General features: G+C 61.7%; 20 protein-coding genes, 2 rRNA genes and 1 other annotated feature (1 of these 23 running past the window's edge). Of the genes, 6 read left to right on the forward strand and 16 right to left on the reverse strand.

What is annotated here, in order from left to right; translation table 11 throughout:
• Positions 1 to 132 precede the first annotated feature (132 nt).
• The 5 genes from LG373_RS08065 to LG373_RS08085 form a co-directional block, all read right to left on the reverse strand.
• Positions 133 to 1,611, reverse strand: a complete 1,479-nt coding sequence (locus LG373_RS08065; protein ID WP_225749493.1) for an ABC transporter ATP-binding protein — start codon at positions 1,609 to 1,611, stop codon at positions 133 to 135.
• A 9-nt stretch (positions 1,612 to 1,620) separates the two neighbouring features.
• Complete coding sequence (locus tag LG373_RS08070; RefSeq protein ID WP_225749494.1) at positions 1,621 to 2,376, reverse strand: energy-coupling factor transporter transmembrane component T; 756 nt, start codon at positions 2,374 to 2,376, stop codon at positions 1,621 to 1,623.
• Between the two features lies 1 nt (position 2,377).
• Positions 2,378 to 3,028 (reverse strand): MptD family putative ECF transporter S component, encoded by a 651-nt coding sequence (locus tag LG373_RS08075; protein WP_225749495.1) that lies wholly within the window; start codon positions 3,026 to 3,028, stop codon positions 2,378 to 2,380.
• Positions 3,029 to 3,108: 80 nt separating this feature from the next.
• Complete coding sequence (locus tag LG373_RS08080; RefSeq protein WP_225749496.1) at positions 3,109 to 4,842, reverse strand: ABC transporter ATP-binding protein; 1,734 nt, start codon at positions 4,840 to 4,842, stop codon at positions 3,109 to 3,111.
• Positions 4,839 to 6,686: an ABC transporter ATP-binding protein gene (locus tag LG373_RS08085; protein ID WP_225749497.1), complete on the reverse strand. Its 1,848-nt coding sequence runs from the start codon at positions 6,684 to 6,686 to the stop codon at positions 4,839 to 4,841. Before LG373_RS08085 ends, LG373_RS08080 begins: the two co-directional genes overlap by 4 nt.
• A gap of 291 nt (positions 6,687 to 6,977) precedes the next feature.
• On the opposite strand from LG373_RS08085, the gene LG373_RS08090 reads away from it, so the two are divergent.
• The 5 genes from LG373_RS08090 (at position 6,978) to LG373_RS08110 (ending at position 10,373) form a co-directional block, all read left to right on the forward strand.
• Positions 6,978 to 7,415 carry a Fur family transcriptional regulator gene (locus LG373_RS08090; protein ID WP_123192018.1) on the forward strand — a complete coding sequence of 146 codons (438 nt, stop codon included), beginning with the start codon at positions 6,978 to 6,980 and terminating at the stop codon, positions 7,413 to 7,415.
• A 25-nt stretch (positions 7,416 to 7,440) separates the two neighbouring features.
• Positions 7,441 to 7,707, forward strand: a complete 267-nt coding sequence (locus LG373_RS08095) for a hypothetical protein (RefSeq protein WP_114567530.1) — start codon at positions 7,441 to 7,443, stop codon at positions 7,705 to 7,707.
• A 103-nt stretch (positions 7,708 to 7,810) separates the two neighbouring features.
• Positions 7,811 to 8,833 (forward strand): metal ABC transporter substrate-binding protein, encoded by a 1,023-nt coding sequence (locus tag LG373_RS08100; protein WP_114567531.1) that lies wholly within the window; start codon positions 7,811 to 7,813, stop codon positions 8,831 to 8,833.
• A complete protein-coding gene (locus LG373_RS08105) occupies positions 8,830 to 9,594 on the forward strand; it encodes a metal ABC transporter ATP-binding protein (protein ID WP_225749498.1) in 765 nt (254 codons plus the stop codon). The genes LG373_RS08100 and LG373_RS08105 overlap by 4 nt, the downstream gene beginning before the upstream one ends.
• Positions 9,549 to 10,373 carry a metal ABC transporter permease gene (locus LG373_RS08110; protein WP_225749499.1) on the forward strand — a complete coding sequence of 275 codons (825 nt, stop codon included), beginning with the start codon at positions 9,549 to 9,551 and terminating at the stop codon, positions 10,371 to 10,373. Before LG373_RS08105 ends, LG373_RS08110 begins: the two co-directional genes overlap by 46 nt.
• Before the next feature lie 91 nt (positions 10,374 to 10,464).
• On the opposite strand, the gene LG373_RS08115 is transcribed toward LG373_RS08110, so the two are convergent.
• From LG373_RS08115 to LG373_RS08155, 9 genes are all read right to left on the reverse strand, one after another.
• Complete coding sequence (locus tag LG373_RS08115) at positions 10,465 to 11,844, reverse strand: uracil-xanthine permease family protein (RefSeq protein WP_370632889.1); 1,380 nt, start codon at positions 11,842 to 11,844, stop codon at positions 10,465 to 10,467.
• Positions 11,845 to 11,972: 128 nt separating this feature from the next.
• A complete protein-coding gene (locus LG373_RS08120) occupies positions 11,973 to 13,874 on the reverse strand; it encodes a YgiQ family radical SAM protein (protein WP_225749501.1) in 1,902 nt (633 codons plus the stop codon).
• Between the two features lie 104 nt (positions 13,875 to 13,978).
• On the reverse strand, positions 13,979 to 14,875 hold the full coding sequence (locus LG373_RS08125; RefSeq protein WP_225749502.1) for a DUF4013 domain-containing protein: 897 nt from the start codon (positions 14,873 to 14,875) through the stop codon (positions 13,979 to 13,981).
• Positions 14,876 to 15,028: 153 nt separating this feature from the next.
• Positions 15,029 to 15,406 carry a 50S ribosomal protein L7/L12 gene (gene rplL, locus LG373_RS08130; RefSeq protein WP_114567536.1) on the reverse strand — a complete coding sequence of 126 codons (378 nt, stop codon included), beginning with the start codon at positions 15,404 to 15,406 and terminating at the stop codon, positions 15,029 to 15,031.
• A gap of 87 nt (positions 15,407 to 15,493) precedes the next feature.
• Positions 15,494 to 16,015 carry a 50S ribosomal protein L10 gene (gene rplJ, locus LG373_RS08135; protein ID WP_114567537.1) on the reverse strand — a complete coding sequence of 174 codons (522 nt, stop codon included), beginning with the start codon at positions 16,013 to 16,015 and terminating at the stop codon, positions 15,494 to 15,496.
• A gap of 59 nt (positions 16,016 to 16,074) precedes the next feature.
• Positions 16,075 to 16,217, reverse strand: a sequence feature (ribosomal protein L10 leader region).
• A gap of 120 nt (positions 16,218 to 16,337) precedes the next feature.
• Entirely contained in the window at positions 16,338 to 18,308 is a 1,971-nt protein-coding gene (locus LG373_RS08140) for a Tat pathway signal sequence (RefSeq protein WP_225749503.1), read from the reverse strand.
• Between the two features lie 96 nt (positions 18,309 to 18,404).
• Entirely contained in the window at positions 18,405 to 21,083 is a 2,679-nt protein-coding gene (acnA, locus tag LG373_RS08145; protein WP_225749504.1) for an aconitate hydratase AcnA, read from the reverse strand.
• Positions 21,084 to 21,098: 15 nt separating this feature from the next.
• Positions 21,099 to 22,196 (reverse strand): isocitrate/isopropylmalate dehydrogenase family protein, encoded by a 1,098-nt coding sequence (locus LG373_RS08150; RefSeq protein WP_225749505.1) that lies wholly within the window; start codon positions 22,194 to 22,196, stop codon positions 21,099 to 21,101.
• A gap of 110 nt (positions 22,197 to 22,306) precedes the next feature.
• A complete protein-coding gene (locus tag LG373_RS08155; RefSeq protein WP_225749506.1) occupies positions 22,307 to 22,915 on the reverse strand; it encodes a HEAT repeat domain-containing protein in 609 nt (202 codons plus the stop codon).
• Between the two features lie 448 nt (positions 22,916 to 23,363).
• Here LG373_RS08155 and LG373_RS08160 point away from each other — a divergent pair, with 448 nt between their 5' ends.
• Positions 23,364 to 24,542 (forward strand): IS110 family transposase, encoded by a 1,179-nt coding sequence (locus LG373_RS08160; protein ID WP_225749082.1) that lies wholly within the window; start codon positions 23,364 to 23,366, stop codon positions 24,540 to 24,542.
• A gap of 215 nt (positions 24,543 to 24,757) precedes the next feature.
• Here LG373_RS08160 and rrf read toward each other — a convergent pair.
• A 5S ribosomal RNA gene (gene rrf / locus LG373_RS08165) occupies positions 24,758 to 24,872 on the reverse strand.
• A gap of 115 nt (positions 24,873 to 24,987) precedes the next feature.
• A 23S ribosomal RNA gene (locus LG373_RS08170) occupies positions 24,988 to 26,755 on the reverse strand; it runs 1,202 nt beyond the window's last position.

The following is a 26,755-nucleotide window of genomic DNA, read 5'->3' on the forward strand; positions in this document are numbered from 1 at the left end:
AACATGCGCACAAGGGAGGAACGCACCGCCGACGAAGGTCGGTTCGCAGCCCAAACCCCAAGCTTCCGGCAGCGCCCGCTCCGCTCGCTGCCCAACCACAGCCCGCCCCCATCCCCGGCTCGACAGCAAGCCTTACGCAACCAGCCCTTCCAGGTCGAACCGATGCGTGCAGCACGCGCGCATGAACTCGTTGTCGTGCGTCACCACCACAACCGCAGCGCCCTCGTCGGCCGCGCATCGCAAAGCATCGGCCAGCTTGCGCATGCTGACAGCATCCAGGCCGCTGGTAGGCTCATCCAGCATGAGCACCGATCGACGCGAAACCAACCCGCACGCAATGGACAATCGCTGCTTCTGCCCGCCCGACAACGAAGCGGGATGACGGTCCCGGAGCCCATCGAGGCCCAACCGCTCGAGTATGCGCTCGGCATACGCCGCGCGCTCCTCGCTTTTCTCAACGAACAGCAGCAGCTCCTGGTCAACGCGCGCCGCAAAGAACTCCATGCTCACGTCGTTGGGGCTGTACCAAACCCGTTCGCGCAATCTTCGCCGGGAAAGCGCCGCGCCGCCTATGCGCACCTCGCCCGCATCGGGTCGCCGCAGCCCAACAACAACCTGAGCAAGGCTGGTCTTCCCCACGCCGTTGCTTCCCGTAAGCGCGAGAATCTGCCCCGAACGCACCTCGAAGCAAGCTCCCGAAAAAAGAACCTTCCTTCCGCGGGAAACCGTTAAGTCGCGCACGTCCAACACAGCCGGTTCTGGCGCTGGACGTGCACCCTTCGAAGCCTCTTCCGAACGCACGGTCGAAGAATCCTCCGCCTCGAAGCCGGGCGCATGCAAAAGAGGGCGCCGCACGGGAGTCGGGCTGCGCACGCCCATCGCAGCGCGCTCGGCATCGGACATGCCCAATACGTCTGATCGCGACAGCACCGCCTTCATTTCCCCGTGCTCCATATAGCAGAACCGATCGGCGCAATCCATCAGATAGGCAATGCGATGCTCCGCCACCACCAACGCGTACCCTTGCCGCTTCAAGTCCATCAATACGGCGCCCAGCTCTTGGGCGGCAGCTTCGTCAAGGTTGGCGGACGGCTCGTCCATAGCAACGATGCGCGGCGCGGGAGCCAAAGCAGACGCAATGGCCACGCGCTGCTTCTGCCCGCTCGAAAGCTGATCCACGGGAATCCTGCGCAGATCGTTCAGCCCCAAGCACCGAATAGCCGCGTCGGTTCGGCTCACCACTTCGGCGTGGGGATACCCGATGTTCTCGCAGCCGAACGCAACCTCTCCGGCAAGCTGGCTGGAGAAAAACTGGGTCGCCGGGTCCTGGAACACGCTGCCAACCAGCTCGGATCGCTGCCAAGCCGCAAGATCGCGCGCAAAACGGCCGCCCAGGAACACCTCGCCGGAAACGTCCCCACGATAGTACCCTCCGGCCAGCCCGTTCAGAATTCGCACGACCGTCGTCTTCCCGCTGCCCGATGCGCCCATCAGCACCACGCATTCCCCGGGCTTCACGCTCAAGTCCACGCCGTGAAGCGTCTCGGGCGCATCAAGATACGAAAAGCGCACCTGCACAAGCTGCGCAATAGGATCTTCCTGCATCCTCATCCACGCTCCTCACGAAAGCCAAACATAGGCGGCAATCGCCGCCGTGAACACAACCAAACACACCGCATCCGCAAGCTTCACGGGGCTGCGATAGTAACTCGTTCGCCGCGTCGGAGCCTCGGCCGCACGAGCAACAGCCGAAGACGACAGCCGATCCGCGCTATCCACCAGCGAAAACATCAGGGGAACCAGAACGTGCTCGAACGCCTGAACAGGATCGCCCGCCACGCAGCGCAGCGAAAGCACGCCGCGCCTTCTGCACGACTCGCGCAAACGATGGACGCTCGAGCGAACCGTCGGAGGAAATCGCAGCAAAACAAGCGCGCCCACGATGAACTTCTTGGGAACGCGCGCCCTTGCCAGCGCAGCGCTTATCAAGCCTGGCGGCGAGAGCGCTACCGCAAGAGCCGCCACCATAACGGGATACGAGTTCAAGCCGGCATACAGATGCACCGGAGAAAACACCAAGATCCGGGCGTTCAGATACACCAGCAGCAGGTACACCCCGCCCAATACCGCATACGCGACAAGCAGCTTGAGCGCCATGCCGGCCCGCCCGCCAACGGCAAGGTAGGCCAGCAAAATCCCAGTCAGGAAAGGCGTGAACGGCGAACTGCCCGCAACCGAAACCGCAACCGCCGTCAAAACCAGCACCGCGGCCTTGGTGCCCATAGCAAACCCCGCCTCGCTCCAAGCGGGAGCAAGACGCATGACCTGCGGCTCCGACGCACGAGCGAACCGATTGCCTTGAGCATTTCCTCCCATGCTAGATAGCACCCGCCTTCGCAAAGTGCTTCTTCATAAGGCGCTTGCCCACAAGCGCGCCCAGCAATCCTCCGATTGCGGTGATCGCCACAATGCCGACCAGCCACTCCCAGCTTGTATAGTACTTAAGGTACGCGTCGATGTACGCCTGCCCCACTTGCCGGACTTCCAGCGTTTCTTGGATGTAGGCGGTCAAATTCACATATATGGGAATAATGGACGACAGAACGTACAAAGAGCTGTACGTCGTCCACGCCCCCACCACGCAATTGGGCTTCGACCGAAGAGCGGGCGTGCGCAAAAACAGCAGCTCGATGATCAAGCCGCCGGCAAAGTAAAACGGGATCATGTACCAGTAATTGCCCATCAAGCAAAACGCCAACGAAGTCAAACCCGCAAGGAATATCGTGGTGCCGAAGCGGTTGACCCTCATGATCATGAGGAAGTACAAAGGCGCGACGGCAAATGAGGAAATGGCCGTGCTGGCAACCATCGATACATCGATGTTGATCGTGCTGATGGCAGCAATCGAAATCTGAATCACGATGATCAAGGCGCTGAACAGCACCGCGGTCACCACTTCCTTAACGCCCCATCTTCGCGACTCGGCCCCGCCCTGAGCTTTCGGGGGTGTTTTCGCTGTCTGTTCCATATCAATCCTACTTTCAAACGTCATGTGTTCATACAGCTTCGGAGCCCGGCCGCCCACGCCGCCGGACTCCGGCCCAACCGCTAATCCCGGTCGGTCAGCCTCCAGCCTTCCGCTTGTTCGCGTTCGCGCCAGAACGACCGATACCGTCCGGGAACCTGCACCAACTCGGCATGGATTCCCAGTTGCGTGACCCGCCCATCCTCCAGAACGGCTATCTGGTCAGCTGCCGCAATGGTGGACAAGCGATGCGCGATCGCGATAACCGTGCGATCCTTCGCCAGTTCGTGCATGGCCTCCACGATTGCCGCCTCGTTCTCGGCGTCGAGCGCTGCCGTCGCCTCGTCGAACAGCACGATGGGAGCATCTTTCAGAAGGGCGCGGGCAATGGCAACGCGCTGGCGCTCGCCGCCCGACAGGCGGCAGCCCCCCTCCCCGACCGGCGTGTCCCATCCCTGCTCAAGACGATCGGCCACCTCGTTCAAACGGGCTGCGCGTGCGGCTCGGCGAACTTCTTCGGGAGAAGCGTCAGGACGTCCGATCAGCACGTTCTCCTCAATGGTGCCGTCGAACAGGTACACATCCTGAAACACCAACGACACCTGGCGCATCAGTTCGTCGGGCAGCATGTCCCGCACGTCCACGCCGCCAATGCTCACGCTGCCGCTGGACACGTCCCAGAATCGGGCAACCAGCCGGGTCAGAGTCGTTTTGCCGGAACCCGAAGGCCCGACCAGCGCCGTAAGGCTGTTCTCGGGGCAAACCAAGCTCACGTCCTTCAGCACCGTGCGGGTCCCATCGTAGGAGAACCCGACATTGTCGAAGGAGATGCGCGAACCGGCTGGAATCCGAGGATTCTTCGTCTCCGGCAGAGGAGCCTCGTTCAGAATCTCTTCCGATTCGTCCAGGGAGTTCTTCGCCACGCGCAAAGCCATGCCCTGCTGGCCGATCGAGGACAAGGGGTCGATGAACCGCAAGGAAAGAACGGCTACGAACACGTACGAGGCGACGTCGATCTGCCCCCAGCCCAGCAAAACCGTAGACACCGCGAACACGAGGGCAAACGTGGCTTGCACGAACAGCGTGTATTGCCCAACCGGAGCAGCGCACTTTCGCAACGTGTCGATCGTCGCTTTACGATCGTCCTCGAAGGCTCGCTCCAAAACGTCCCATCCGTCCACCGAACGCTTCGTCGCGCGCAAAACCGGTTGGGCATGGGCGAATTCGAGCACGCGCGCAGCAACCTCGGCGCTCGAACGCTCTTCTTCCCGATGGTTCGTTCCCGCAGCCTTCGCCATGCGACGCGAGCCCCAGAACAAGAACGGCCCCATGATCACGAATGCAAGGCCGATGCGCCAATCGATGAAGAAGAACAGCAGGCAAACCGCCGCAGGCGTCGTCACGGCCAAGATCATTTGGCGCATGAATACGCTTGGCATGTTCATGGCCATCTGCAAGTTCTTCGTAAGCAGAGTGGAAACCTGACCCGATCGCTCCTTCGTGAACCAGCCAAGCGGCAGGCGCACGATATGATCGCCCAGCTTGTCCTGAAGCGAATGCATCACTTCCTCGATACCGATGAGGTACCCGCGATTGTCGGCCCAGAATCCAATTCCGCAGTTCAGCAGCGCCAGTGCGGCCGCCAGGACCAGCAGGTACGCCGCTGCAGCGTAGTCGCCAGCAACAAGCGATCGCAGCAAGGGAAGCAGCGCCACGTATATGGCCGCTTCCGACAGACCGCACAGCACGTACAAGAACGCTTGCAGCTTCACGCCGGTAGGCTTGCCCACCAGGTTGTCCATTTGAGTGGTTATCATCGGTCCTCACCTCCGAACGAACCCTCTTCCGAAGAGCCCGCGCATTCCGTCCCGCACGAAGCAGCATCGGCATGCGGGGCCTTTCCAATCGCATCCACCTGCTGGGACTTCCACAATGCCGCATAATGACCGTCCGCCGCCAAAAGCTCCGCATGGCAACCGCGCTCGATAATCCGACCGCGGCTCAACACCAGAATCTGGTCCGCATGCACGATAGTGTCCAACCTATGCGCAATCACGATGGTCGTACGCCCCGCCGCAAGGGCGGTCAGCGCCCTTTGGATAGCCGTTTCGTTTTCGGGGTCCGCATGCGCCGTCGCCTCGTCGAGTACCAAGATGGGAGCGTCCTGCACGATGGCGCGCGCGATGGCAACGCGCTGCGCCTCGCCGCCCGAAAGGTCGGCACCCTCGCTTCCCACCACGGTGTCGTAGCCGCAGGGAAGCTCCTCTATGCGTTCGTGAATCTGAGCCTTGCGCGCCGCCGCCACCATGTCCTCGTCGCTTGCGCCGGGCTTTCCCAAGCAAATGTTGTCCCGAATGCTCGCGCGCAGCAGCATGCTGTCCTGAAACACCACGGCAACCTGGGACAGCACATCGCTCGAGGCAAGATCGGAAAGCGGCGTGCCGTTCATGCGCACCGCACCCGAAACCGGATCCCAGAATCGCGGGACCAAACGCGCGAACGTGGTCTTGCCGCTTCCGGAGTCGCCGACCAAGGCCGTCACGGTTCCCGGCTCAAGCTTGGCGTCAATCCCCTCCAAAACAAAAGGCGAGTCCGGGCCGTACGCAAACGACACGTCCTCGAAGTCGATATGCAGCGAACCGTCGCCCACGGGCAGCGGGCTCTCCGGCTCTGCAAGCGGGGCAACGTCCAGGACAGTGGCAAGGTGGTCGGCAGCCTGAACCGACTGCTGCAAAAAGCGCACCGACACGAACAGGGCAAGAATCGCCGAAGGGATTCCCACTCCCAGCACCAGAAACGGAATGCACTGTTCGAGCGTTATGATGCCCTGCGAAACGAAAAACAGCGTGGCGGCAGCCATGACCACCAACATGGTTGCAGGAGAGAACAAAGCTGAAATCAGGCTAAACGGATTGGAAGTGCTCTTGGTCCATTCGTAGCAGATCTTGGCCAACGCAGCCGTCGCCTCTCGATACCGCACACCGGCGCGGCTCGCCGAACCGAAGGTCTTCACCACGGCTATGCCGTCGATCATCTCGACGCTTGCCGAAGACACTTCGACCAATGCCTCGTTGTACTGCTTGTTGAGCGGACCGAAGTCCTTCATCATGAAAGGCCACGCCACCCCAATCACCGCAACAAGGTAGACGACGACCAGCAAAGCAAATCGAGCGTCCACAGTAAACAGGTACACCAGGGGGATAAGCGGGGAAAGCAGCGCCGTGGTCACGTCCACCGGCGCATGCCCGACCGACTGATGCAAGTTGAGCACATCGTCGGTGGCAGCCTGCTTCACCTGGGCCGAGTTGTTGTCGCTGAACCATCCCAGCGGAACCTTGCCCAAATGCTCCACCAGCACGGTGCGCACGTGCACGCGGAAATCAGCATCAGCGTAATGGCAGCTGCTCGTGGCAAGCGCGAACAAAATCCTTCCCGCTACAGCGCCGGCAACGGCCAGAAGCACCCAGAAGGCAAGTTCGTCAAGCGAAGGCACGCCTTCGACAATCGAAATTTGCGCCACGCGCGTAATAGCGAAGTAGGGAACGAACCCGCACAGCGAGGAAAGCGCCGCTATCACGATGTTCTTGACAATTCGCCCCCTCACCGGCTCTATCAGGCGCACGTACACGCGCTGCGCGGCGGCCTTGTCTATAGATTCCATACGCAACTCTCTTCTCTCTTGGGAAATCGTGCGGACAAATCCGCCCTGCGTTCATACGCTTCGATGTTAGTTATAGCTAACTTTAATTGGAAAGCATACCATGTTCAACACAGAAAATCCATGCTCTCGGAAACGCCTCGCAATCGCCGCTTCTTCAACCGCGAACCGCGTTCACGTCCTACCTATCGAGCCGCATCAACGCGTCCATCCCCTCCTCGTCCTTGACAGGCATGCGCGCTCTGTCTATATTCTGGAATCTAATTTCGATTTCAGATCAACTCAGGAGAGACCGTGACTCCGCGAACCGCCTATCGAACCAAGCAGAAAGCGCTCGTAGCCGAGTGCATGGATCGGCATGCGGACGAATTCCTCACCGTCGACGAAGTCTGGGGCAACCTGAAATCCCACGGATCAGCCATAGGCCGCACCACGGTGTACCGCACGCTCGAAGCAGCCGTCGCCCAAGGAGCCGTAGTCAAAGTTGCCGGCATCAAAGGAACCGCCGCACGCTACCGCGCACGCAGCACCGACCAAGATCGGCAGGGACAGCTTTCGTGCATTCGCTGCAAAGCGGTGCTGCCGCTCGACTGCTCGATGCTGCAATCGTTTTCGCACCACGTCAAAGAACGCCATGGCTTTGAAATCGATCAGCGCAGAACCGTCCTGTACGGCCTGTGCGCAGCATGCGAAGCGCGCGATCGCCAAGAATCGGGGCCCTATGCAACCTAGCATGCGCTCAAGGCTCGCAGCCTGCATGATTGCAGCAAGCCTTGCCCTGGTTTCCCTGACCGCAAGCCTGACCATCGCCGACAAGGCGGTCCACGAATGCACCGGCGACGCATGCCCCCTCTGCCACCTCGTCGCATCCGGGCACGCCGCGCTCGCCCTTGCCTCATCGGAAGGCGCAAGCACGCTCGGATACGAAACAAGCCCGTCGTTCCTCGCGCATCCGAACGAACCCTCGTCCTCTCTAGAAACTTGCTGGTCACTCATCCACCAGAAAACAAGGCTGGACATCTGATCCTCCGCATGCATCGCGGCGCATCGGTCAACTCTTCGCGCTCGCGCACAACCCGTGCATCGCGCACAACCCACACCCTCTCCTTCAAACGATAGGATCGTATATGAACGCCTTTTCTCAGCGCGCCGCAAACGCGCCCCGAACTCCTGCACCCCTTATCGCCATCCTGGCAGTGCTGGGGCTTTTGATCGCATCGATGCTCGCAGGATGCGCTTCCTCCCAAACCGCCTCGCAGCAAGACGATCAGGGCTCCCGAAAAGTCCACGTGGTAGCCAGCTTCTACCCCTTGTACGACTTCGCCCAGAAAATCGGAGGAGACCGAGTCACGGTCACGAACCTGGTTCCCGCCGGAACCGAACCTCACGATTGGGAGCCTTCGACCGCCGACATGAAAACCATCGAGTCCGCCAACGTGTTCGTGTACAACGGAGCGGGAATGGAGCATTGGACCCACGACGTGCTCCACAGCATTCAGAACAAGCACCTGGTAAGCGTTGCAGCTTCTGACGGCATAGCGCTGCTTCCGGCTGCTTCGGAAGACGAGCATGACCACGGTCATGCCGACGACCACGCGCACGAGCACGGCGAAGACGCCGACCACGGTCGATACGACCCCCATGTGTGGCTTGCCCCCGAAAACGCAAAACGAGAAATGAAGAACATCCGAGATGCCCTCGTGCAAGCCGACCCCGACGGCAAAGACGTCTACGAAGCGAACTACCAAACCTGGTCTGAAAAGCTTGACGACCTGCACAAAGCGTACGAAACCAAGCTCTCCTCGGTGCCGAACAAGACCATCGTGGTGTCGCATCAGGCTTTCGGATACCTGTGCGATGCCTACGGTCTCACCCAAATGCCCATTGAAGGCATGGAGGCGGATGCCGAGCCGAACGCCAAGGACATGGCGCGCATCGTCGACTTCGTGAAAGCCAACAACGTCAGCGTGATTTTCTCCGAAGAACTCGTCAGCCCCAAAATAGCCCAGGCGATAGCCGACGCGAGCGGCGCTTCATGCGAGCAGCTCAATCCGCTCGAAGGCTTGACGCAAGAGCAAATCGACGCGGGGCAGGATTATGTCTCGGTAATGACGGAAAACCTCGACAAACTGGTCAAGGCGCTCTCGTGAACCAGCGCGCCGCATCTTCGCCTCATCCCGCAGTCGTTTTCGACAACGTACGGTTCTCGTACCGAACCTCGCCCGTACTCAAGGGCGCGAGCTTCACGCTCGCGCCCGGCGGGTTCTACGTGCTTGCCGGAGCAAACGGATCCGGCAAATCAACCTTGATCAAGCTGCTGCTTGCCGAGCTCTTCCCGAACGAGGGCGCCATCCAGCTGTTCGGGCAGGACGCGCGATCGTTCAAGTCATGGCAGCACGTAGGCTACGTCCCTCAGCAAGCGCCTTCGGACTACCGTCGCTTCCCTGCAACCGTGTTCGAAACGGTTCGCGCCGGCCTCTATGCAGAATCGAAAGCGCTTCTCCCCTACCGACCCGCACATCGAGCGAAAACGCTTGATGCCCTGCGCCAAGTTGGGCTGGCGGGATTCGAGCAGCACCTGATAGGAGAGCTTTCCGGAGGACAGTTCCAGCGTATGCTGCTGGCCCGCGCAATCGTGGCGAAGCCGAAACTGCTCGTGCTCGACGAGCCTACGAGCAACCTCGACGACGACAGCGCGCAAACCCTTGCGCGAATCGCCAGCGAGGCGGCCTCGTCATGGGGAACCACCGTGCTGCTCGTCACGCACGATCGGGCGCGGTTGCCCCGCTTGCACGCGAGCATGCTCGTGCTCGAGTCCGGCACGATACAGGAAAAACCCCTGAACACCACCAAGGAGGAGGTGCCATGTTCGAGTACCTGTTCATGCAGCGGGCCTTCGTCGCCGGCTTGATCCTTGGCATCGCGGTGCCGTGCGTAGGCGTGGTCGTGGTTCTTAAACGCCTGTCGATGATGGGCGACGCGCTCTCCCACACCGCTTTGGCCGGCGTAGCAGGCGGCCTCATCGCGGGAATCAACCCCGTGCTGGGGGCGACCATCGCCTGCCTGGGAGCCGCCGGCGCCATCGAGGTGATCCGGCGTCGATTCGAGGGACACGCAGAGCTTGCCATCGCCATCGTCATGTCGTGCGGAATCGGATTGGCCGGCGTGCTTTCCGGATTCGTCCCGAACGCCGCCAGCTTCTCCAGCTTCCTGTTCGGCAGCATCGTCACCGTCAACGACGACGACCTGCTTGCCGTAGCGGCCGTGGGGGCAACCGTGCTCTTGCTGTGCGCGCTCATGCGCAAAGAGCTGTTCCTGGTCACGCTCGATGAACGAGCTGCACGCCTTGCGGGCGTGCGCACCAAAACCGTAAACGCGGCCTTCATCCTGATCACCGCGCTCTGCGTGTCCGTTGCGGCCCGCACCGTCGGAGCGCTCATCGTCTCGTCGATGATGGTGGTGCCCGTGGCCTGCGCCTTGCACATAGCCCGCAGCTGGAAGCAGGTCGTCATCCTGTCCTGCGGAATCGGCGTGACCATAACCGCCATCGGTCTGACGGTCTCCTACGAACTCGGGCTCAAGCCCGGCGGAACCATCGTGCTCATAGGCATCGGCGTCCTTGCGCTCGTGCTCGTTGCAAAGCACCTCCGCATGCGCCTTCGCTCGAAGGCGCGCCGCTCAACCCGCTGAAGCGAGCGTCGCAAGACCATCGTCGCAACAAAAAACGACCCGCCCGGCCAACAGCGCCGGCGCGGGTCGTCCAACGAAAAGCGCAGAGGGCTTACTTTCCCGATCCGCCCACGTCGTCCAAACGCGCTTCCAAAGGCAGCGGCTCCTCGAAGGCGCCGCCCGCCCCCTGGCCGCCCTTCGATTCGTCGTCGCCCCACGGCAGGATCATGTTCAACACGATGCCCACGACCGAGCCCACGGCCAAACCGGACAACGAGATGGTCACGCCGCCCACGGGAACCACGATCGCACCCGCAGTGCTGTAGGCGATGCCCAGCGACAGCACCAGGATGAGCGCCGTGATCAAAACGTTGCGGCTCTTCATGAAGTCCACGTGATTCTCCACCAGGTTGCGAATGCCCACTGCGGAAATCATGCCGTACAGCACCAGCGACACGCCGCCGATAACGCACGCCGGCATCGCAGCGATGACCGCCGCGAACTTCGGGCAGAACGAAAACGCGATGGCGAAGCAAGCGGCTATACGAACAACGCGCGGATCGAACACCCGCGTCAGCGCCAGCACGCCCGTGTTCTCGCCGTACGTCGTGTTGGCCGGAGCCCCGAACAGCGATGCCAAGATAGTGGCCAAGCCGTCGCCTAGAAGCGTGCGGTGCAGCCCGGGATTGGCAATGTAGTTGCGATTGCACGTGGAGCTGATGGCCGACACGTCGCCGATATGCTCGATCATGGTGGCGAACGCAAGCGGCATGATGGTGATGATGGCGGTAATGGCCAAACCGGCATCGAAGCCAGAGCCGAACAGCGAGAACACCGTGTTATCCCACAGCACCGGCAAACCGATCCAGGACGCCTGGGCAACGCCGGAGAAGTCAACCTCGCCTGCAAGCGCAGCCACCAGGTACGACCCCACCACGCCCAGCAGGATGGGAATGATCTTCATCATGCCGCGACCCCAGATATTCGCCACCACGATGATGGCAATGGCAACCAGCGCAATAAGCCAGTTCGTCGACGCGTTGCCAATGGCAGAGCTCGCCAGAATCAAGCCGATGGAAATCACGATAGGCCCGGTCACCACCGGCGGGAAGAAGCGCATGACGCGCGTCGGCCCGAACACGCGGAACAATGCCGAAAGCACCAGGTACAAAAGGCCCGCGCAGGCAACGCCCAGGCAAGCGTAGGGCAGAAGATCGGCTTCGCCGTTCGGAGCGATAGCCGCATAGCCGGCAATGAACGCGAACGACGATCCGAGAAACGCCGGAACCTTCCCCTTGGACAGCAGATGGAACAGCAACGTCCCCACGCCCGCGAACAAAAGCGTCGCCGAAACCGAAAGCCCGGTCAGCGTGGGCACCAAAATGGTAGCCCCGAACATAGCGAACATGTGCTGCAAGCCGAACAGCGCCATTTTAGGCGCACCCAGCGAACGAGCATCGTACACGGCGTCCGGACTGTCTTGCGCGCCCATGGTGGGCACGGCGTTTTTATCGCTCACGTGTCAAACCCCTGTCTGTCGAATCCCTCCGCTAGCCTGCCCGGAATCGGACGCAGCACAAATCTTGCCTATTGTGCCACAACAGAGAAGCACGTGCGCGCTCAATACCGCCGAGCTGCAGGACCCTTCCCCCGAGAGCCCTTGCTTCGACGCCCGTCATCGGGTTTCGCCTTCTTGTTCGGACGATTTTGCCGCTCGCCCTTGTCGGGCCGCACCAAACACGCAGGACCGTACCCGACCAAATCCATCCTCCCCGCGCGTCGCAAAGCTTCAAGCACCAACGCGCGGTTCTTCGGGTCGCGATACTGAATGAGCGCGCGCTGTAAGGCCTTCTCATGCGGCTTCTTCGGCACGTACACAGGCTGCATCGTGCGCGGATCCACGCCCGTAAAGTACATGGCGGTCGACATGGTGGAGGGCGTCGGATAGAAGTCTTGAACCTGCTCGGGCATGTATCCCAGATCGCGACAATACTCGGCCAGCTCGATGGCCTCGTCCAACGTCGATCCCGGATGCGACGACATAAGGTACGGCACCGAGAACTGCTTGAGCCCCAGCTGCCGATTGACCTGGTTGAACTTCTCCAGGAACCGATCGTACACAGCGTGTCGAGGCTTGCCCATCACCGAAAGCACCGCGTCCGACACGTGCTCCGGGGCTACGCGCAGCTGCCCGCTCACATGGTGCGCGCACAACTCCCGCACGAAGTCGTCGCCGTGCTCCTTGTCCGCCAGCACGTAATCGAAGCGAATGCCCGAGCGCACGAACACCTTCTTCACGCCGGGCAGCTTGCGCAACGTGCGCAGCAGCTTCAAGTAATCCTCGTGATCAGCCTCCAGTTGACGGCAGGGGTCGGGAAACAGGCATCGTTTTCCCAGGCAGGCTCCGTGCTTCATCTGCTTGGCGCAGGCCGGCGCACGAAAGTTCGCCGTCGGGCCGCCCACGTCGTGAATGTATCCCTTGAAGTCGGGATCCTGCACGATAAGCTCGGCCTCGGCCACAAGCGACTCATGGCTGCGAGCCTGCACGATGCGACCCTGATGAAACGTCAGCGCGCAAAACGAGCATTCGCCGAAGCACCCACGGTTGCTGGTCAGGCTAAACTTCACTTCCTTGATGGCGGGAACGCCGCCGGCGCTCTCGTACATCGGATGGTACGTGCGCGCAAACGGAAGCCGCGACACCGCATCCAGCTCCGCCTGGGTCAAGGGGGCGGCAGGCGGGTTCTGCACCACGAACTCGTGATCGGAATACGGCTCCACTAGACGCTTGCCCGTGAACGGGTCGCTGTTTCGGTACTGCACGGCAAAGCTGCGCGCGTAATTCAGCTTGTCGGCCTGCATATCATCGAAAGACGGCAGCATCTCGGCATCGTACACATGGTCCAAGGAACGCGCACGATACGCGGTGCCGTCGATGAACGTAAGGTCCTCGATGGAAAGGCCCGCCGCCAAAGCGTCGGCTATCTCCACCACCGAATGCTCCCCCATGCCGTACGACACCAGGTCGGCGCCGGAGTCAAGGAGTATCGACCGCTTGAGCTTGTCCGACCAGTAATCGTAATGCGCCATCCGCCGCAGGCTCGCTTCGATTCCGCCAAGCACGATGGGAGCCTTCTTGTACGTTCGCCGTATCAGGTTGCTGTAGACCACCGCCGCATGGTTCGGACGCTTCCCCGCTTCGCCTCCCGGCGAGTACGCATCGGTGCGGCGGCGCTTCTTCGCAACCGTGTAGTGGTTGACCATGGAATCCATGTTGCCCGCCGAGACGAAAAACGCCAATCGCGGCTCCCCGAACACGGCGATGCTGTCCGGATCGTTCCAGTCGGGCTGCGCGATAACGCCCACCTTGTACCCGTGCGCCTCGAGCAAACGCGTGATGATGGCCGTCCCAAACGAAGGGTGGTCCACGTACGCGTCGCCCGACACGTACACGAAATCAACCTGGTCCCAGCCTCGCTGTTCCATATCAACCCGGCTGACCGGTAAAAATCGCTCCCCCACGCCTGCGCCTCCGTCTTCCTTGCCATCGCAACGCAAACAGCCCGCCGAAGCGCTCGGCTTCAACGGGCTGCACTTACCGTTCCATACTACCAGGTTTGTCGGTTCTACCGAGGCGGTTGCTGGCCTGCGGCCCTTGCTTGCGCCGCCTCGATCTCGAACGGCATCGGATCATCTTGGCCGCGCCATGCCGGAACCTCGAACTGACGCGTCCAGTACCCCAGCGCGCGCGAAACCACAGCCAAGACGAACACGCTCAGCATCATGGACAGCACGCCGCATGCCACGGCCAGCACCACGATCAGCGCCAAAAGCCCGGGAAGCGCCGCGAACAGAACCGCAGGGCTGTCCGTATGAACAACCGGAATGCCCGCAACCAAGCCAATCGCCAGGCCCGCCAGCATGATGCCTATCGTAACCACCGATATGACGAACCCCGCAACCACCCAGAGCAGCAACGCCATGCCCAAGATGCGAGCCAAGCCGCCGAAATCATGGCGTATCATGGCCCAGATCTTGCCGAACTGCAAGCCTGGAGCCAGGCGGCCGTAAATGCTCATACGCATGATGCCCACCGCCGCGAACACCACGGCGAACAACGTTCCGGCGAAAACGACCACCGAGAACAGCAACGAGAACAGTCCGAAAAACGCAAGCGTCCCACCGTATCCGTAGCCGTAACCCGACCAGTTCGCGCCAATGCCCGTGACCATAGCCCAAACAAACTCCAGCACCCAGGGAATAAGCATGCACACCAAGCCTATGACCAGCGCAAAAAACCCGCGGCTGTACAGCTTGCCGTCTTCGTTGCCGAATATGCGAGCAGGCATGGGCGCATGCACGTTCCAAGCAACATCGCGCGCCCATCCGAACAAGTATCCGAAAACGACAATCCACCCGAACACGGGAATCAGTCCAACCAGCGACAACACCGCAAGCTTGCCGAACCAACCCGGCGAGTTCTTGATATCGTTCCAGGCGGCGCTAAAATAACCTGTCTGCATAGCGAGCCTCTTCTTCTCTTGCTTTCGTTTTTCCCACCATACACGCGCGGGATTGCTGCGCAATAATTCGTTGCCATTCCGTCAGCGGCAAAGAGCGTAAAAGAGCCCGCTGCAGTGCAGCGGGCTCTGTGCAAAGTTCGTTGAACCAGCGAGTTACTTCAGGGTAACAGCAGCGCCGGCTTCCTCGAGCTTGGCCTTGATCTCCTCGGCCTTCTCCTTGTTGACGCCCTCCTGGACAGCCTTCGGAGCGCCCTCGACGACCTCCTTGGCCTCCTTCAGGCCCAGACCGGTGATCTCGCGGACAACCTTGATGACAGCGATCTTGTTGTCGCCGAAGCCCTCGAGGACAACGTCGAAGTCGGTCTTCTCCTCAGCGGCAGCGCCACCGTCGGCAGCCGGAGCGGCAGCCACGGCCACGGGAGCAGCGGCGGACACGCCGAAGGTCTCCTCGATGTCCTTAACCAGCTCGGAAGCCTCGAGCAGCGACATTTCCTTCAGGGCCTCGATGATCTCTTCACGAGTAACAGCCATGTTAGTTTCCTTTCAAAACGGCCGGAGGTTCCGGCCTCTTCTGTTTCATACCATCAGGCGGCATTTCCTATGCCGCCAACGCTGCATTTACGCAGCTTCCTTCTGATCGGCCACAGCCTTCGTGACCTGAGCAAGACCGCTGGGCACGCCGTTGAGGGCAACAGCAAGACCGCGGGCAACACCGGAAATAGCACCGGCGATCTGAGCGATGAGCTCTTCGCGGGACGGCAGAGAAGCAATAGCTTCCACCTCGGCAGCCGAAACAGCTGCGCCTTCCATCAAGCCGCCTTTGATCTCAAGGTTCTTGTTGGTCTTGGCGAAGTTCTTGACGGCCTTAGCAGCGGCAGCCACGTCCTCACCAGCAAACACGAACGCGCTCGGACCTTCCAGCATGTCCTCCAGCGTGGGCAGCTCGGCCTCGGCCAGGGCGATGTGCATCAGGGTGTTCTTGTACACCTTCAGGCTCGCGCCAGCTTCACGGATCTCCGAGCGCAGGGCCTGGATCTCCTTCACGCTCAGGCCGCAGTAATCCACGACCCACACAGCGGAAACGCCGTTCAGATCTTCCTTGATCTTGACCAGCGTCTCTTGGTTCTTTACGTTGGGCATTGGTACACCTCCTTTTCCTCAAACTCGGGTTCCGCCCCTTGCGGGTGGGATCGTCGCTTGAAGAAAAGAAACGACCCCTGCCGTCCAAAGACAACAGGGGCCGTCAAAGCGCGAAACTTATCAGAACCACCTCGGCGGGCCGCGTCTCTTCGCGATTAAACCTTTCGGTGCCTGCTGTCTTGGGCAGCGGAACTACATCCATTAACGCCGCTTCGAAGAAGCAGCCCTTATATTTTGACAGGCTTTTTCAGAATGTCAAGAAAAAAGTGCGGGGCCTCCCATTTTTCGGAAAGCCCCGCACCTGTCGTTTCATGCAAGCGAACTACGCCGCATTCCCCTGAGCATCGCCCGTTGCCTGAGCCTGCTCGGCGGTCTTTTCCGCCGCATCGCTCGAAGACTTGACGCTGCCGGAGCCGCTGATGATCTCCTGTGCAGGATTCGTCGGCTCGGCCTCCACGTAGGTGAACTCGATCGTGTCGCCTTCCTTGTACCCGACGATCTCGATCAGCCCGGGCAACGCGAAGTCGTAGATGCTGGAACCCTCGGCAAGCTTCACGTAGAAGTGGGAGTTGCCTTCCACGACCGCCTGGGCAATGTGAGAGATCGTGCCCTTCGCCTCGAGCGCGCCCGTATCCACGTCGCCATCGGAAAGAACGCCGTTCGTTGCCAACAGAGCCTGGTATGCCTTCTGGCATTCGGCAACCGTGTTGCCCACGGCCACGTTCTGGTAGCGCTGGATATCGAGCATGGCGAACTGCTTCACCAGACCGGCGTCGTCCTTCAAAGCCATGAAGTACGTCGGCTGTCCCGAGACGTTGATCAGAAGCGGGAACGTCGCACGGTAGCGCAAGTTCTGAACCTGGCCCTCTGCAGACTGCATAGCCGATTCTTCCGTCGCGCCCGAAACCGAGTAGAAATGCGATTCGGCCGTACGCTGGTTGATCAGCACGAAGCCCACAATGGAGTTGTCCGCCGTGGCCGAGGTCACGCCCGTGTACACCCACACGTCATCGTCTTTGGCAATGTAGTTGTAACCCAGGTTGCCATCGGTTCCCGGCGTGGTCTGCACCACGTTGCGCTGACCCAGAACGGAGTTCAGCCAGCCGTCCTTGTACTTGCCCGACCAGTTGTACTGCTCAAGCAGAAGATCGGTCGGATACGCATGGTCGACCCACTGCGGAACGTCCTGGATAGCCAGGTCCTGCGTCTCGCCCGTGGTGGCGTCAACCATGACCACGCGCTGGATGGTGGTGCCGCCGAACAGCCCGATGGTTCGGGTCTGCACCGGGCAGATCCACCACGGATGCCCCTCGTCGTCGATCTCGAAGGACTTCTGATCGAACATGTAGAAGGGGTAGCTCAGCTGCACGTGGCGATCGATGTTGCGCGCAAGCGGCTCGGACTCGGAATAGTAGATGGGGCTATCGCCAAGCTTGACGATCTCGGCATCCTGCGTCGTCATGTTCACCAAGGCGTAAGCCGGGATGCCGCCATCGCGGTTCGTAAACCACTTGAACAGGTCCGCGTAACCAAGCGGGCTCACGCGAACGGGCGCGCTCTGGTAGTTGATCTGGCTGTACAGAGGCGAGATCTCGAACTGGCTCACGAACTCGGGAATGGAACCCATCTCGCGGTTGCCCAGCAGGATGGCCGAGCTGCGGTCGATAACGGGAATCTCCGAGTAATTGACCTCTTTGATATCCTGCGCGAAGTTGTCTTCGGTCGTCTGCAGCACGTTCGCGTACTTCGCGGCGTTGCCCGGGAAGATGGACAGCGACGCCACCGCTCCCACAACGCCCAGCAGCGCAACCAGAATCGGCAGGTACGACGCCCACTTGAACGCCTTCGCCTTGCCAGGACTCGGATCCACCTTGCTCGTGCCCGTCTCATAGCTGCGCGACTTGCCCCAGAACAGCAGGAACAACGGCAGCAGGATGAACATGGCCACGAACATCCACGTGTCCGTGCTGTGGATGTTGATGGGCGGATGGAACCACCAATACGCGCACAAGCCCACGATGACGATGAGGATGGCAGCCCCGATAAGAGCCTTCTTTCCCCAAGCAGCCACCTGGTCGGCGAACGGGATCTCCACGTTCACGTGCGGCGGCTTTCCACCGCCGCCATTGCCCGAACCCGCAGCGGAATCGCTTGCGCGCCCACCGCGTCCGGCGTTGTCTCCGTCGTTGTTGAACGGCGAGCCGGTGCCCGAACCACCGAAACCTCCGTCGACGTCCACGCCCGACTGTTTAAGCGCTTCGAGCAGCGCTTCAAATCCGGATGTCTGTTTCACGGCATCCCTTTCAGTCTTTCCCCGATACTAAATGCTTAACTATACACCAAGGCGCTCGATCGAATGCGACGATCAAGCGCCCTCGTTACCTTCTTCTTACAAAAGATTCCGAAGCACGAACTGAAGAATGCCTCCGTGCTCGTAATAGCGTCCCTCGGTCGGCGTATCCACCCGCACGATCGCCTGGAACTCCACTGCCGTTCCGTCTTCGCGCTCGGCCCGCACGCCCACCACGCTCGGCTCGGGCAGCCCTGCCGAAAAATCGATCGGAGCTATCGTGTACCGCTCCGATCCGTCCAAACCCAAGCTCTCGGCGCTCTCCCCGTCCAGGAACTGCAACGGCAAAATGCCCATGCCGATCAAATTGCTGCGATGGATGCGCTCGAAGCTCTCGGCGAACGCAGCCCGAATGCCCAGCAGCATGGGGCCCTTGGCCGCCCAGTCGCGGCTCGAGCCGCTGCCGTACATCTTGCCCGCCACCACGACCAACGGCACGCCGGCATCCCCGTACTTCATCGCAGCATCGAACAGCGGGCGAATCTGCCCGTCCGTGAAATCGCGCGTCCAGCCGCCCTTCTTGCCCTCGGCCAAAAGGTTCTGCAGCTTCACGTTGGCGAACGTGCCGCGCATCATCACTTCGTGATTGCCGCGGCGCGCGCCGTACGTGTTGAAGTCAGCCGGCGCCACCCCGCGCTCCTCAAGATAGCGAGCAGCCGGAGAGTCCGCCGCAATGGATCCGGCCGGAGAGATGTGGTCCGTCGTGATGAAATCGCCCAAGCGGCCCAGCACGCGTGCTCCCTCGATGGCCTCGGGCGCCGAAGGCTCGCGCTCCATGCCGTCGAAGTACGGGGCGCGACGCACGTACGTCGACGCATCGTCCCATGCGAAGGTGTCGCTCGGCTCTTTTCCGAGCGCCTGCCAGGCAGCGTCGCCGTCGTAGAGCCCGCGCGTGCCCGCCTCGTACAGCTCGCGGGTAACGCACCTCTCCACCAAAGCGTCGATCTCTTCCTCGGTCGGCCAGATGTCGGCCAGCAGCACCGGCGTGCCGTCCGGGCGCGTGCCCAGCGCGTCGTGCTCCAAGTCGACGTCCATCGTGCCCGCAAGCGCGTACGCGATGACCTCAGCCGGAGCAGCCAGGTAGTTCTGGGATACATCGGGCGAGATGCGTCCTTCGAAGTTACGGTTGCCCGACAAAACGCTCGCCAGCTCCACGTCGTCGGCCACGTCGTGCAGCGCATCCAAAATAGGACCGGAGTTCCCGATGCAGCTCATGCATCCGAAGCCGCACGTGTAGAATCCCAAGCTACGCAAACCGTCCAACAGCTCCGCGCGCTCCAGCAAAAGCTCGGTAGCCTTGCTGCCCGGCGCCAAAATGCACTTGACCCACGGCTTCGGCGAAAGCCCCGCCTCCGCCGCCTTGGCAGCAAGCAGGCCCGCTGCCAGCATCATGCGAGGGTCGGTAGCGGTCGTGCAGCTGGTCACCGCCGCAATGGCAAGCGCGCCATGCGTGATGTCGAAAGCCTGGCCCCGTACATCCACCTGGACGGTCTGGCGCAGATCCAGACCCCGATCGGCGCACACCGCACGGAAACGCTCCTGCACGCCGGACAGGGAAATCCTGTCGTGCGGACGCGACGGCCCCGCCAACGACCGCTCGACCTCGCTCAAATCAAGCTCGATAACCTCGGCATAAGCACGCTCTTGAGCGGCGGGGTCGTTCCAAAAACCCTGCGCCTTCGCGTACGCTTCCACCAGTGCAACCTGCTCGTCGGAGCGTCCCGTCAGGCGCAGGTACGCCAACGTCTGCTCGTCAACCGGGAACAAGGTGCACGTGCTGCCGTACTCCGGCGTCATGTTGGAGATGCACGTACGCTGCGTGGCGTTCAAGCTGTCCAAGCCCGGGCCGAAGCATTCCACGAAGCACCCGACCACGCCCTTCGCCCGCAGCATCTGAGCGAACGTCAGCGCCACGTCCATGGCGGCAACGCCCTCGGACAACCGGCCCGTCAGCTTCACGCCCACCACGCGCGGCACGAGCGTGGTGATCGGCTGGCCGAGCGCCGCAGCCTCGGCTTCGATGCCGCCGACGCCCCAGCCCAGCACGCCGATGCCGTTGGCCGTCGGCGTATGGCTGTCGGTGCCCACCAGCGTGTCGAAGTAAGCTACCGGAGCTTCTCCTTCGGCAACTGCAACGCCCGCCGCATCCGACGTCATGACCACGCGCGCGAACTGCTCGATGTTCAGCTGATGGCAAATGCCCGCTCCCGGCGGCACGATGCGCACGTTGTCGAACGACTCCTGAGCCCACTTCAGGAAGTCGTAGCGCTCGCGGTTGCGCTCGAACTCCAACTCCATGTTGCGCTCAAGGGCGCCCGCGCAGCCAGCTTCGTCGGCTATCACGGAATGGTCGATCACCAAATCGCACGGGATCTGCGGGTTGATCTTAGCGGGATCTCCGCCCAACTGCGCGCACGCTTCGCGCATCACGGCGAAATCGACGAACACGGGCACGCCCGTGAAGTCTTGGAACAGCACGCGCGCCGGGCAGAATTCAACCTCGCTGCCCACCTCGCCCGCATTTCCCGCAGCAACAATACGTCCCGCCAGCTTCTCCGCCGCCTCAGAGTCCTCGGCGTTGCGCAGAACGTTCTCGAGCAAAACCGTCAGCGCGTACGGAAGGCGCTCGGAACCAGGAACCCCCGCAACGGGATAGTACGTGTACGCCGCGCCGTTCACCTCGAGCGTAGCGGCAAACCGATCGTTCTTGACCGTCATCGACGACCTCCTCCTCTAATCCATCTGCTCAAGCGCTTCTTCAAGCGCAGCAGTAAACTCAGAACAACGTGCAGCCCGCTCGCTCGACCTTGTAGCCTTGCGAATGTCGGCGGTCAGGTACTTACCGTCGGCATACACGGCGCGCACCGCGCGACGGATGCGCTCGGCCGCCTCGCGCTCGCCCACATGATCAAGCATCATAGCGGCGGACAGGATCTGTGCTGTCGGGTTCGCCTTGTCCTGCCCCGCGATGTCGGGAGCGCTGCCGTGCACGGCTTCGAACACCGCATAGCGCTTGCCGATGTTCGCCCCAGGGGCAATGCCCAAGCCGCCCACCAAACCAGCAGCCAAATCGCTTGCTATGTCACCGTACAGGTTGGGGAACACCACCACATCGAATTGGGAGGGGTCCACCACCATGTTCATGCAGAACGCATCCACTATGCGATCGTCGAACCCTATCGACGCCGCGCGCTCTTCGGCAACCTCCCGCGCGACGCGCAGGAACAAGCCGTCGGAATGCTTCATGATATTGGCTTTGTGAACGGCGGTAACCTTCGTGCGCCCATGTTTGGCCGCATAGTCGAAAGCGTACTCCGCAATGTCGCGCGTCGCCGTCACCGAAATAGGCTTCACGGAAATGCCCGAGTCCGGGCGAATCGCTCCCGCACCCGTCTCTTCGCAGAAGCGTATGAGATCGCGTGCAGCTTGCGAACCTTCCTCGAACTCGATGCCAGCGTACAGGTCTTCCGAGTTCTCGCGCACGATCACCATGTCCACGTCATCGTAGCGACCGCCCGCCCCGGGAAGCGACAACACGGGACGCAAACAGACGTACAGTCCGAGCGCCCTTCGCAGGGCGACGTTAACGCTGCGAAAGCCCGTGCCCACAGGCGTGGTAATGGGTCCTTTGATGGCCACGCCGTTTCGCTTGACCGCTTCTATCGTCGAGTCGGGCAAAGGCGTGCCGCAATGCTCCATCGTATGCGCGCCTGCTTCGGCGACTTCCCACGCGATGGCGGCACCGCTCGCTTCAACCACGCGCTGCATTGCAGCCGAGGTTTCCAAGCCTATACCGTCGCCGGGAATCAACGTCACGGTACGCTTTGCCATGCCTCCTCCTTCTTGCCCCTTGCTGGCTCAGCTCTATCTGCCAAAAGAATAGGCGCCCGATTGGCGCAGAACGAAAGCGGGCCTTAGGCCCGCCTGGTATCGAGAATACGCTACTTCGATTGCACGTTGTCGAGGATTTGCTGCGCGCGGCGCTTGAGCGCGCCCTTGCCGTTCGAGGCGTCGAAAGCCATGCGCGAAGCAAGCTCGTCCTTCACCTGAGGAGACAGCTTGCCCGACGAAAAGTCAACCACGGCAACCAGCATGTCCTGAAATTCAAAATCCCCGTGATAGCACTGAATTGCCTCGTCGATAAGCGGCCATATACGCTCGGAGCGATTCTCCGTTGTAGCCCCCAGCTTGCACAAGAAGCGCATAGCCGCAAGGCGAACAGGGCCGCTCTCCTCATCGAACAGAGCCGTCTCAGCGCCCGGAACCGCCTTGTCGCAAGTGCGGGAGTCATGATCGACCATGCCAGCCAGCACGTCAAGACACTCCCAGCGCGTCTGGGCTTCCGGTCGGTTAAGCGCGTCGATAAACGCATCGCCGTACGGAACGAACAGATCAGCGTGGTCTTTCGAAAGGAAGGCAAGCGCAGCCGCAGCATTTTGACGGCCCCGACGAGACGGGCCCGAAAGCGCGTTTACCAGCTGGATGAATTGACGTTCGTTGCCAAGTGCTTCTTCTGCGATGGTTTTTGTCCCCTGCGTCTTTTCGCTCACCAGACCACTCCTCTGCCCTCATGTGGGAAAATGCAGCTACTAGTATTCGCTTTCATTATACCCTTCGCCCCGATCCCTCTTTGGATCCGGCGCAGAATCAACACGACGCCCCGGCGGACGGCCCCGCGCAGCTCTCGCCCGCCCCCATTACAGTAGAAACCAGCCTGATCGAGCCATGTTCAAGGGGCTTGGCGGCCCCGGTTGGATTAGCGACCCAGCCAGTCCTTAATCTAATATTGACTTGGCCCTCTGGGCTGCTGGCCGGCCGCCTCCGGATGGCCCTAGTCCCCTGCCTCTCGCGAAGGCCCGGGGGGTGTTGCCACCGGAGGTCGGCCGCCGCGATTCCGGCTGATAGGAACCTGCCGGGCGCATCGCGCGCCACGGCCGAGTAATGTGGTTGCCGAGACGCGGCGAACGGTGCGGCCAGCCGTGTAGAAAGGGTAACACCATGGCCGAGAAGAACGCAACGCTCACGAGCAAGCACGCCGCCTACCTGGGGCTCGACGTCGGAAAGTTCGCCCACTGGGCGTATGCGGTCGACCTCGACGGAGAGGTCCTGCTGAGCAGGCGCGTCGCCAACTCCGAGGGGGAGCTCGACGCGCTGCTGGCCGAGCTTCCCGCAGACACGCTCGTGGTAGTCGACCAGCGCCGCAACATCGGCGCGCTCGCAATCAAGCGCGCGAGGGCGGCGGGAAGGCCCGTCGCCTACCTGCCGGGATCCGCCGAGCACGAGCTCGCCAAGAGCTTCCCCGGGATCGCCAAAACCGACGAGCGGGACGCGCAGGTCATAGCGCGCGCGGCTCTGGGCATGCCCCAGACGCTCCGCCCGGTGCCGGCCGAGGACCCGGCGCTCGACGGCGCCAGGATAATGTCTGCCCAGGTGGCGCAGGTGCAGAAGGACCGCACTGCGTGCGCCAACGCCCTGCACTCGCGCCTGCTCGAGTCGTGCCCGGCATTCGAGGCGGCATGCGAGATGACCGAGCCGTGGTGCGCCGGCATGCTCGCCGAGCTGGGAGGGCCCTGGAACATGCTCGACGCCGGGCGCAAGAGGTTCTGCGCGGCGTCCCGCAAGCACCGCGCCACCCGCGAGCAGCGAGACCGCCTCTGGAACTCGATCTGCGGCGAACGCCCGTCTGAGCAGGCCGTGGCCGCCGAGATGCGCTACGTCAAGCATTTCGCGGGCCGCATCGTGGCAGACAACGAGGCCGAGTCCGAGCTCGAGGACGCGATAGCGGAATCGCTGTCCGACAACGCCGACTTCAAGAACCTGCAGACAATCCCCGGCATCGGGCCGAGGACGGCCATGCAGCTGGTGGTCTCCATCGACATCTCCGAGTTCGGCAGCCACGACAAGCTGGCCAGCTATTGCGGGCTGGCGCCTTCCACCCAGCAATCCGGAACCTCCACCAACTACGACAGGGGGCACCGCGGCGGAAACAAGCCGCTCAAGAACCTGCTGATCTTCTCGTGCAACTCCCTGACCAGGTCGAAGGGCTACTACGGGGAGTATCTAAGGAAATGCCGGGCCAGGGGCATGAAGTACAAGTGCGCGCTCAAGGCCACGGCGAGAAAGAGGATGAAGGTCATCTACGCGGTCATGCGCGACGGGGTGCCGTACTCCGCGTAGCAAGCTCGGGCGCAGGTCGCCGACAACCGCCTCCGCCTTGAAGCCGGGGCGGCGCGTCACCATGCCCGCAGATGGATTCGTCATTGCGGAAATCCCGCCAAATACCTACTTGACGGATTCATAGGAACACCCCCCAACGCAGAAAAAGGCCCCGGAACCTGTTACGGCTCCGGGGCCCCTCCCCGCGATCGGCGGAATACGCCGAGCGCCCTGCGCGAGCGCGACGTCCTATCCTCCCACAGCCTTGCGCTGCAGTACTTTCGGCGATGGCGGTCTTAACTTCCGGGTTCGGAATGGGACCGGGTGATCCCCGCCTCCAAGGTCGCGCTCGCGCAGGGCGCTTGGGCTCCGCGCGGCTTCTATGCCGCAGGGCGCGCTCTCCGCGCCACCCTGGCGGTTGCACAGCGTTCGGTCGTGACGGACCGCGAACAAGCTCCAATGTGTGAAGACGAAGAGCTCGGGCTATTAGTACCGCTCGGCTGAGGCGATCGCTCGCCTTGCACCTGCGGCCTATCGACCAGGTGTTCTGCCTGGGCCCTTACCGAAAAGAGGACTCATCTTGGAGACGGCTTCCCACTTAGATGCTTTCAGCGGTTATCCGTGCCGGACGTAGCTAGGCAGCCGTGCCGTTGGTCGACAACTGCTGCACCAGAGGTCCGTCCACCCCGGTCCTCTCGTACTAGGGGCAGACCTCCTCAATCCTCTTGCGCCTGCGGAGGATAGGGACCGAACTGTCTCACGACGTTCTGAACCCAGCTCGCGTACCGCTTTAAATGGCGAACAGCCATACCCTTGGGACCGACTTCAGCCCCAGGATGCGATGAGCCGACATCGAGGTGCCAAACCTTGCCGTCGATGTGGACTCTTGGGCAAGATCAGCCTGTTATCCCCGGAGTACCTTTTATCCGTTGAGCGACGGCCATTCCACTCTGGGCCGCCGGATCACTAGAACCGAGTTTCCTCCCTGCTCGACCTGTACGTCTCGCAGTCAAGCCCGCTTGCACTCTTGCGCTCTGCAGACGATTGCCAACCGTCCTGAGCGGACCTTTGCGCGCCTCCGTTACTCTTTAGGAGGCGACCGCCCCAGTCAAACTACCCGCCTGACACGGTCCCTGCGCCGGATCACGGCCGCAGGTTAGATCGCCGACGCGACGAGGGCAGTATTCCAAGGCCGGCTCCACGGGAACTGGCGTCCCCGCTTCGAAGCCTCCTGCCTATCCTCTACGCGCCGAGCCAACGATCAATGTCAAGCTGCAGTAAAGGTTCACGGGGTCTTTCCGTCCTTCCGCAGGTAATTCGCATCTTCACGAATAATACAATTTCACCGGGTCCATGGTTGAGACAGCGCCCAAATCGTTACGCCATTCGTGCAGGTCGGAACTTACCCGACAAGGAATTTCGCTACCTTAGGACCGTTATAGTTACGGCCGCCGTTTACTGGGGCTTGGCTTCAGGGCTTCGCCTTGCGGCTGACCCATCCGCGTAACCTTCCAGCACCGGGCAGGCGTCAGACCCTATACGTCGCCTTGCGGCTTTGCAGAGTCCTGTGTTTTTGATAAACAGTCGCTTGGGCCGTTTCGCTGCGACCCCCGGCCGCTCCGGACGCGAGGTCCTTCACCGCCAGGGGCACTCCTTCTCCCGAAGTTACGGAGTCAGTATGCCGAGTTCCTTAACCATGGTTCTCCCGATCGCCTCGGTATGCTCTACCCGCCCACCTGTGTCGGTTTTGGTACGGGCGCCGATGTCCCTTCCTAGAGGTTTTTCTCGGAAGCATGGGCTCGCCGACTTCGCCAAAAGGCTTCGTCTCGCGTCTCGGGATGCATGCGCGGCTGGTTTCCATGCCGCGCTCCCTACGCGCTTTCACGGGGACGTCCAGAACCCCGCTCGGCTACCCTTCTCCGTCGCCCCATCGGTGATGACGGTCCATCGGCGGTACAGGAATGTCCGCCTGTTGTGCATCGGCTACGCCTTCCGGCCTCGCCTTAGCTCCCGACTGACCCTGGGAGGATTAGCCTTGCCCAGGAACCCTTAGGCTTACGGCGGCGGCGTTTCTCGCGCCGCTCTCGTTACTCATGCCAGCATTCTCACTTCCACGCGGTCCACCGCAGGTCGCCCTGCGGCTTCGCCCCCCGTGGAAAGCTCCCCTACCACTAATGAAATTAGTCCGCTGCTTCGGTACCATGCTTAGCCCCGTGAATTGTCGGCGCATGTCC

This window comes from Paraeggerthella sp. Marseille-Q4926, from assembly GCF_916618935.1.
In the GTDB taxonomy this organism is placed as follows: Bacteria; Actinomycetota; Coriobacteriia; order Coriobacteriales; family Eggerthellaceae; genus Paraeggerthella; species Paraeggerthella hominis.

Coding starts and splice junctions, on each gene's coding strand:
- LG373_RS08065 (WP_225749493.1), bottom strand. CDS start 1,611: ATGAGGATGCAGGAAGATCCTATTGCGCAGCTTGTGCAGGTGCGCTTT.
- LG373_RS08070 (WP_225749494.1), bottom strand. CDS start 2,376: ATGGGAGGAAATGCTCAAGGCAATCGGTTCGCTCGTGCGTCGGAGCCG.
- LG373_RS08075 (WP_225749495.1), bottom strand. CDS start 3,028: ATGGAACAGACAGCGAAAACACCCCCGAAAGCTCAGGGCGGGGCCGAG.
- LG373_RS08080 (WP_225749496.1), bottom strand. CDS start 4,842: ATGATAACCACTCAAATGGACAACCTGGTGGGCAAGCCTACCGGCGTG.
- LG373_RS08085 (WP_225749497.1), bottom strand. CDS start 6,686: ATGGAATCTATAGACAAGGCCGCCGCGCAGCGCGTGTACGTGCGCCTG.
- LG373_RS08095 (WP_114567530.1), top strand. CDS start 7,441: ATGATTGCAGCAAGCCTTGCCCTGGTTTCCCTGACCGCAAGCCTGACC.
- LG373_RS08100 (WP_114567531.1), top strand. CDS start 7,811: ATGAACGCCTTTTCTCAGCGCGCCGCAAACGCGCCCCGAACTCCTGCA.
- LG373_RS08110 (WP_225749499.1), top strand. CDS start 9,549: ATGTTCGAGTACCTGTTCATGCAGCGGGCCTTCGTCGCCGGCTTGATC.
- LG373_RS08115 (WP_370632889.1), bottom strand. CDS start 11,844: ATGGGCGCGCAAGACAGTCCGGACGCCGTGTACGATGCTCGTTCGCTG.
- LG373_RS08125 (WP_225749502.1), bottom strand. CDS start 14,875: ATGCAGACAGGTTATTTTAGCGCCGCCTGGAACGATATCAAGAACTCG.
- rplL (WP_114567536.1), bottom strand. CDS start 15,406: ATGGCTGTTACTCGTGAAGAGATCATCGAGGCCCTGAAGGAAATGTCG.
- rplJ (WP_114567537.1), bottom strand. CDS start 16,015: ATGCCCAACGTAAAGAACCAAGAGACGCTGGTCAAGATCAAGGAAGAT.
- acnA (WP_225749504.1), bottom strand. CDS start 21,083: ATGACGGTCAAGAACGATCGGTTTGCCGCTACGCTCGAGGTGAACGGC.
- LG373_RS08150 (WP_225749505.1), bottom strand. CDS start 22,196: ATGGCAAAGCGTACCGTGACGTTGATTCCCGGCGACGGTATAGGCTTG.
- LG373_RS08160 (WP_225749082.1), top strand. CDS start 23,364: ATGGCCGAGAAGAACGCAACGCTCACGAGCAAGCACGCCGCCTACCTG.